This window comes from Staphylococcus pasteuri, from assembly GCF_030547725.1.
In the GTDB taxonomy this organism is placed as follows: domain Bacteria; phylum Bacillota; class Bacilli; order Staphylococcales; family Staphylococcaceae; genus Staphylococcus; species Staphylococcus pasteuri.
The window spans coordinates 1-252 of sequence record NZ_JAUOQO010000616.1 but is presented as its reverse complement, the minus strand read 5'-3'; the positions used below and the strand labels follow the sequence as shown (position 1 = coordinate 252).

Annotated in this window: 1 protein-coding gene; it reads right to left on the bottom strand. The window is 49.2% G+C overall.

The features are described 5' to 3' along the window. On the bottom strand, window positions 1–218 hold a 218-nt coding region (locus tag Q4528_RS14930), incomplete at its 3' end, for a hypothetical protein (RefSeq protein WP_303522461.1). Between the last annotated feature and the right edge of the window lie 34 nt (window positions 219–252).

Sequence of the window (252 nt, the reverse complement as noted above, 5' to 3'; positions counted from 1 at the left end):
GTATTGATTTGGGTTTCTAACTGCTCGAATTTCGCGCCGGTGTTGATGATCCCGCCGATCGCGTTCTTCAGCGCGTTAATGCCGAGATACGTAGCTCCTAACGCGATAATACGGCTTGTAAGTGAAGCAACACCTTGAGATAAAGGTGCTACATCATTAGCAGATGAACTGAACTGACGGCGAATAGACTCACGCGCATTTCGGGCTTGAGTCGCCATTTGCGAAAAAGTCTGCTGAGTCGTTACACCAGCC